Below are 6,373 nucleotides of genomic sequence, written 5' to 3'. Positions count from 1 at the left end.
CAAGGACGCCGTGGCGCCCGCCGCCCTCGACGAGATCCGCCCCCTTCTCGGACGCAACATCGTCATCGGCGTCGGCACCGGTTCCACCGCCAATCGCTTCATCGACAAGCTGGCCACCCTGCGCGGCGACTTCCGCGGCGCGGTGGCCAGCTCCGAAGCCAGCGCCGAGCGCCTGCATGGCCATGGCATCGACGTCTTCGAACTCAACGAGACCGGCACCGTGCCCGTCTATGTCGACGGCGCCGACGAAGTGAACGCTCACTTGCAGATGATCAAGGGCGGCGGCGCGGCCCTCACCCGGGAGAAGATCGTCGCCGCCTGCGCCGAGCGCTTCGTGTGCATCGCCGATGCCTCCAAGCTGGTCGAGCGGCTGGGCGACTTCCCGCTGCCGGTGGAGGTGATCCCCATGGCGCGCTCCTACGTCGCCCGGGAGCTGGTCAAGCTGGGCGCCGACCCGGTCTACCGCCAGGGCGTGGTCACCGACAACGGCAACCAGCTCCTCGACTGCTATGAGTTCATGATCGACGACCCGGTGGCCATGGAGGCCCGCCTCAACGCCATCGCCGGGGTGGTGACCAACGGCCTGTTCGCCGCCCGCGGCGCCGACGTGCTGCTGCTCGGCACCGACCAGGGCGTCGAGCGCCGCACGCCGCAGTAAGCGCTCACTTCGCCGGCAGCAGGCGATCCAGGCCCGCCAGGGTGCGGGCCAGGGCGCCGCGATTGGCCTCGACCACCGCCCGACCCGCGGCGGCCAGGCGCCCGCGTTCCGCCCCGTCGCCGAACAGCCGATCCAGCGCGCCGGCCAGGGCCGCGGCGTCGGCGACCTCCACCAGCGCCTCGCGCTCGCGCAGTGCCTCGGCCACGTCGGCGAAGTTGGCGAGTTCGGGGCCGCTCAGCACCGGCACGCCCATGGCGGCCGGCTCCAGCAGGTTGTGACCGCCCACCGGCGCGAGACTCCCCCCGACGAAGGCCAGGTCCGCCGCCCCGTAGAGGGCCGCGAGTTCGCCCATGGTGTCGCCCAGATAGACCGCCGTCTCGGCCGTGACCGCCTCGTCCGCCGAGCGCCGTGCCGTGGCCAGCCCCCGGGCCGCGCACAGCTCGGCCACCGCGGCGAATCGCCGGGGGTGACGCGGGACCAGGATCAGCAGCGCCTCGGGGCGCGTCTCGCGCAGCCGGGCATGGGCCTCGAGCACCGCCTCGTCCTCGCCGGGATGGGTCGAGCCCGCCACCCACACCGGGCGCTCGCCGATGTCGCGACGCAAGTACTCACTCACCTCGCGGCTCCCCTCGTCGGCGGCCAGGTCGAACTTCAGCGAGCCGGTCACCCGGATGCCCTCCGGCGCCATGCCCAGCGCCCGGAAGCGCTCGGCGTCCGCCGCGGACTTGGCGCCGAGCCAGGCCACATGGGAGAGCGCCTCGGCCATCAGCCACCCCAGGCGCCGGTAGCCGCGGAAGGCCCGCGGCGACAGGCGGCCGTTGACCACCGCCACCGGCACGCCCCGGCACTCGCAGGCGGCCAGCAGGTTGGGCCACAGCTCGGTCTCGAAGAAGATGGCGAGTTCGGGGCGCAGGCGGTCGATGAAGCGCCGCGCCGCGCCGGGGAAGTCCAGGGGCACGAAGTGATGGCTCACTTCGCCGTGAGCCGCCTGGCCACGCCGCGTCTCGGCCAGCATCAGCGCCCGCTCGGCGCCGGTGGCGGTCATGGTGGTGACGACCAGGCGATGCCGCGGGTAGCGCCGGCACAGGGCCGCGATCAGCGGCCGGGCGGCCTGGACCTCGCCCACCGAGGCGCAGTGCAGCCACAGGGTGCGGGCGGCCGGGGGCGAGGTCGGGATGACGCCGAGGCGCTCGACGCGCGGCCGGCCGGGCAGCTGCTCCCGCCACACCCGCCGCCAGATCAGCGGCGACAGGGCCAGCAGGGCGGCGGAATAGAGTCGCCGCGCCCAGCGATGCCCCGCCATCAGGCCTCGCGGTCGAGGATGGTGGCGATCATCGCCGTGGTGGAGACGCCGTCCTCGAAGCCGAGCACCGTGACCTCGCCCCCGGCGGCACGCACCGCCTCGCCGCCGGCGATCTGCTCGGGGCGATAGTCACCGCCCTTGACCAGCACGTCGGGCAGCACCGCCTCGATCAACCGCTGGGGGGTGTCCTCGGTGAAGGGCACCACCCAGTCGACGGCGCCCAGGCCGGCCAGCACCTGCATGCGTCGGGTCAGCGGATTGATCGGCCGCGAGGGCCCCTTGAGCCGGGCGATGGAGGCATCGTCGTTGACCGCCACGATCAGTCGGTCGCCGAGCTGGCGGGCATGCTCGAGGTAGGCCACATGGCCGGCATGGAGGATGTCGAAGCAGCCGTTGGTCATCACCACCCGCTCGCCGCGGGCCTGGGCGGCGCGCACCGCCTCGCACAGCGGCGCCTCGCCGATGACCCCGAACTCGGCCAGCTTGTCGCCGTGCAGGGCGGTGTAGAGTTCGGCGATGGAAAGCGTGGCGGTGCCGGGCTTGGCCACCACCAGGCCGGCGGCCAGGTTGGCCAGGGTCATGGCCTCGGGGAAGCCGTGGCCGGCGGCCAGCGCCAGGCCCAGCACGCCGATCACCGTGTCGCCGGCACCGGTCACGTCGAAGACCTCCCGGGCGCGGGTCGGCAGGTGCAGGGGCTCGTGGTCGGCGCGGATCAGGGTCATGCCCTTCTCGCTGCGGGTGATCAGCAACGCCTCCAGCTCGAGCTCGGCGCGCAGCGCCTCGCCCTTGGTGGCCAGGGAGGCGTCGTCGGGACAGGCGCCCATCACCGCCTCGAACTCGGTCAGGTTGGGGGTGATCACGCTGGCGCCGCGGTACTTGCGGAAGTCGCCGCCCTTGGGGTCCACCAGCACCCGCTTGCCGGCACCGCGCACCGTGGCGATCAGCCCCTCCACATCGGCCAGGGTCCCCTTGCCATAGTCGGAGAGGATCACCAGGTCGGCCCGGGGCAGGGCCTCCTCGACCCGCAGGGCCAGGCCGCTGGTATCGACCTCGCCGAGACCCTGCTCGAAGTCGAGGCGGATCAGCTGCTGGTTGCGGCTCATGACCCGCAGCTTGGTGATGGTCGGCACCTCGCGGCTGCGCGCGAAGTGAGTGCTCACTCCGGCATCCTGCAGGCGGCTCTCCAGGCGGTCGGCGTTGTCGTCGTAGCCCACCAGGCCGGCGAGCCCCGCCTGGGCCCCGAGGGAGGCGATGTTGAGCGCCACGTTGGCGGCGCCACCGGGGCGGTCCTCGGCCTCGTCGACCCGCACGACCGGCACCGGGGCCTCCGGGGAGATGCGGGAGGTGCCGCCATGCCAGTAGCGGTCGAGCATGACGTCGCCCACCACCAGCAGGCGCGAGCGCTCCAGCGCGGTCAGATCAAGCTTCATCGGAAGGCTCCGTTTCCTTGCGGGTCGAGGAGGCGGCGAGGACCGCCTCGAGGTTGCGGATGACGTCGTCGGCCCGGATCAACGACATGGCATCGGGATGGCGCACCCGCTGGCCCCAGGGCAGCGTCTCGGGGTCCTTGTGCAGGTAGGTTGTCACCGCGTCGGGATAGCGGTTGACCACGAAGTCGCGCCAGCGATAGGGGCCGGCGCGATCGGGGTTGGTGGTGGCGAAGAGGCCGACCACCGGGGTGTTCAGGGCGTTGGCCATGTGCACCGGCCCCGAGTCCGGGGCCACCACCGCCCGGGCCCGGGCGATCAGCGCCAGCAGGCCCTTCAGCGAGGACGCGCCGATGGCATCGACCACCGCCCCCGACTGGCTGAGGGACTGGATGCGGCTGCCCATCTCGCGCTCCTGGGTACTGCCGCCGCCGGTGAGCACGGTCGTCAGGCCATGCTGCACCCAGGCGTGCTCGACCACCGCCGCATAGCCCTCGGCGGACCAGTTGCGGAAGTTGCGCAGGCGCGGGTTGGCACAGGGGCTCATCAGCACATAGGGGGCGTCGCCGGTCAGCCCGGCGGCCTCCTCGAAGGCGGCCTCGGGGATCGCCAGGTCCCATTGCGCCGCGTGGTCCTCCACGCCGAGCAACCGGGCGAAGTCGAGGAAGGAGTCGACCACGTGGGCGCGGGGATGCGGCGCCAACTGGCGATGGGTGAACCAGTGCTGGGCATCCTTGGCGCGGGCCTTGTCGTAGCCGACGCGCACGTCCGCCTTGAGGCCCAGCGAGAGGACGCTGGCGCGCAGCGCCTGCTGCATGTGCAGCAGGACGTCGAAGCGGGTCGTGTCGAGACGGCGCCACAGTTCGCGCATGCCGGCGATCCCCGAGGCCTTGTCGTAGACGACGAACTCGACCCCGGAAAGGCCGGCCAGTAGACTGTGCTCGCCCTTGCCGATGATCCAGGTGATGCGCGCCTCCGGCCACTGGCGTTGCAGGGCACGCACCGTCGGCACCAGGTTGCAGACATCGCCCAGGGCGGAGAGACGCAACACGCCGATGTGCTCGGGTCGGGCGGGCAGAGGATGCTTCATGCGATTGGCAACGTATCGAACGGGAAAGGTTTTCATTCTATATGATGCGGACAGTTTATGTGACGCCGACGGGGCGCCACAAATCGGTCCGCACAGCCTCGACCCCGACCACTGGCGCCGCTCGGGCCGCGTGGTGGGCGAGGCGCCCGGCCGCGGCGCCAGCCTGTTCCTCGAGGCCGGCGCCGCGCAGTGGGTCCTGCGCCCCTACCGGCGCGGCGGCCTGGTGGCCCGGTTGAGCGAGGCCCGCTACCTGTGGACCGGGCGGGAACGCACCCGCGCCTTCCGCGAGATGCGCCTGACCGCCGAGCTCTTCGACCTCGGCCTGCCCGTGCCCCGGCCGGTGGCCGCCGGCGTCACCCGCCACGGCCTCACCTACGAGGCCGCCCTGCTCACCGTCCGCCTGCCCGGCGCCCGAGCCCTGGCCGAGCGCCTGGCGAGCGGCGAGGCCGATGCGGGCCTGCTGCGGGAGGTGGGCCGCACGGTGCGCCGGTTCCACGATGCCGGCCTCGACCACGTCGACCTCAACGCCCGCAACCTGCTGGTGGCCCCCGACGACGGCGTCTGGCTGATCGACCTGGACCGCTGCCGGCGACGGCGGCCCGGCGCCTGGCGGGAGGCCAACCTCGACCGGCTGGCCCGCTCGCTGGTCAAGTTCGAGGCCGGCGCGGCCATGGGCGACATCCGCCAGGGCTACTCGGCCCCTGCGCCCGCCTGAGACGCCACCGGGGGGAGGCTAGGCCGCGGGCTCGCCGGCGTATTCTGCCACCAGCGCACGCACATGGGCCGCGAGGGTGAAGGCCTCGAGCACCCGCGCCCGGCCGGCCTGGCCCAGCCGATGCTGCAATGCAGCATCGGCCCCCAGCTCGCCCAGGGCCGCGGCCCAGGCGTCGGGATCCTCGGGGGCGGCCAGGCGCCCGGTGGTGGCGTCGACCAGCTCGGGAATGGCCCCGCTGTCCGCCCCCACCACCGGCCTGGCGGCGGCCATGGCCTCGATCACGGTGAGGCCGAAGGCCTCGTTGCGCGACGGCACGCAGACGATATCCAGCGCCTCGAGGCAGCGCGGCAGGTCGCCACGAAATCCGGCGAAGCGGATTCGCTCGGTCAGCCCCAGCGCCGCCACCCGTTCGCGCAGTTCCGCCACGAAGGCCTCGTTGCTGCCCTCGCCGGCGGCGAGCCCACCGATCAACACGCCGTGCCAGGCCAACTCCGGCCACGCCTCAGCCAGCCGCGCCAGCGCCTCGACCCAGACCGCCTGTCCCTTGCCCGGGGTGATCCGTCCCGGCATCCCGATGGCCGCCGCACCCTCCGGCACGCCCAGTTCGGCGCGCAATGCCCGGCGCTCGTCCGCGGCGAGGCCGGCGACATAGGGCGTCGGGTCGATGCCGAGGTAGAGCCGGCGGATGCGCTCGGAGGGCAGCGGGAAGGCCCGGAGATTGCGGGCCCGGGTGGTCTCGCTGATCGAGAACAGCCGAGTCAGCCGTCCGTAGGCCCAGCGGTGGTAGGGGTCCCGCTTGGGCCGGGTGACGCCCATGTGGTCGGTGAAGAACAGCCGCAGCCCCGGGCGCAGCGTGGTCAGCAGCGCCCCCAGGCGCAGGTCGCTGGACTTGTGGCAGTGCACCACGTCGACCTCGTGGGTCTTCAGGTAGGCCAGGATCCGCCCGACCCGCCACAGCGCCTTGCCGCGGGAAGGCACCGTCAGCGGCGTGACGCCCGCGTCCTCGAGGCTCGCCGCGACCCGGGAGCCTTCCAGCGCCAGGCCGTGGGTCTCCCACCCCTGGCGGGCCAGCTCGGGTATAATCCGGGCAGGATACATTTCCAGTCCGCCCCAGCCGTTCGAGAGGCAGAGCTGCATGACCTTGGGTCTCAAGGCATCCTCCATTCGGTGTCGGGGCTCG

At 72.9% G+C, this 6,373-nt stretch carries 6 protein-coding genes; 2 read left to right on the top strand and 4 right to left on the bottom strand.

What is annotated here, in order from left to right; genetic code table 11:
* Window positions 1–658 (top strand): ribose-5-phosphate isomerase RpiA (rpiA, locus tag QWY76_RS08290; protein WP_290310659.1); only part of this gene is annotated, 658 nt, incomplete at its 5' end.
* Window positions 659–662: 4 nt separating this feature from the next.
* Here rpiA and waaA read toward each other — a convergent pair.
* The 3 genes from waaA to QWY76_RS08275 are packed head-to-tail and all read right to left on the bottom strand — an operon-like array spanning window position 663 to window position 4,478.
* Complete coding sequence (gene waaA / locus QWY76_RS08285; RefSeq protein ID WP_290310658.1) at window positions 663–1,961, bottom strand: lipid IV(A) 3-deoxy-D-manno-octulosonic acid transferase; 1,299 nt, start codon at window positions 1,959–1,961, stop codon at window positions 663–665.
* Window positions 1,961–3,391, bottom strand: a complete 1,431-nt coding sequence (gene hldE, locus QWY76_RS08280; protein ID WP_290310657.1) for a bifunctional D-glycero-beta-D-manno-heptose-7-phosphate kinase/D-glycero-beta-D-manno-heptose 1-phosphate adenylyltransferase HldE — start codon at window positions 3,389–3,391, stop codon at window positions 1,961–1,963. The genes waaA and hldE overlap by 1 nt, the downstream gene beginning before the upstream one ends.
* Window positions 3,381–4,478, bottom strand: a complete 1,098-nt coding sequence (locus QWY76_RS08275; RefSeq protein ID WP_290310656.1) for a glycosyltransferase family 9 protein — start codon at window positions 4,476–4,478, stop codon at window positions 3,381–3,383. Before QWY76_RS08275 ends, hldE begins: the two co-directional genes overlap by 11 nt.
* Here QWY76_RS08275 and QWY76_RS08270 point away from each other — a divergent pair.
* Entirely contained in the window at window positions 4,477–5,193 is a 717-nt protein-coding gene (locus QWY76_RS08270; protein WP_290310655.1) for a 3-deoxy-D-manno-octulosonic acid kinase, read from the top strand. The two genes, QWY76_RS08275 and QWY76_RS08270, sit on opposite strands and share 2 nt — an antisense overlap.
* 18 nt (window positions 5,194–5,211) lie before the next feature.
* On the opposite strand, the gene QWY76_RS08265 is transcribed toward QWY76_RS08270, so the two are convergent.
* Window positions 5,212–6,345 (bottom strand): glycosyltransferase family 4 protein, encoded by a 1,134-nt coding sequence (locus QWY76_RS08265; RefSeq protein ID WP_290310654.1) that lies wholly within the window; start codon window positions 6,343–6,345, stop codon window positions 5,212–5,214.
* Between the last annotated feature and the right edge of the window lie 28 nt (window positions 6,346–6,373).

The organism is Halomonas maura, assembly GCF_030409305.1.
GTDB lineage: Bacteria > Pseudomonadota > Gammaproteobacteria > Pseudomonadales > Halomonadaceae > Halomonas > Halomonas maura.
This window is presented reverse-complemented; position numbering and strand designations above follow the sequence as displayed.

Bases quoted from the DNA above. Each gene is read 5' to 3' on its own strand.
- waaA (WP_290310658.1), bottom strand. From the start codon at position 1,961: ATGGCGGGGCATCGCTGGGCGCGGCGACTCTATTCCGCCGCCCTGCTG.
- hldE (WP_290310657.1), bottom strand. From the start codon at position 3,391: ATGAAGCTTGATCTGACCGCGCTGGAGCGCTCGCGCCTGCTGGTGGTG.
- QWY76_RS08270 (WP_290310655.1), top strand. From the start codon at position 4,477: ATGCGATTGGCAACGTATCGAACGGGAAAGGTTTTCATTCTATATGAT.
- QWY76_RS08275 (WP_290310656.1), bottom strand. From the start codon at position 4,478: ATGAAGCATCCTCTGCCCGCCCGACCCGAGCACATCGGCGTGTTGCGT.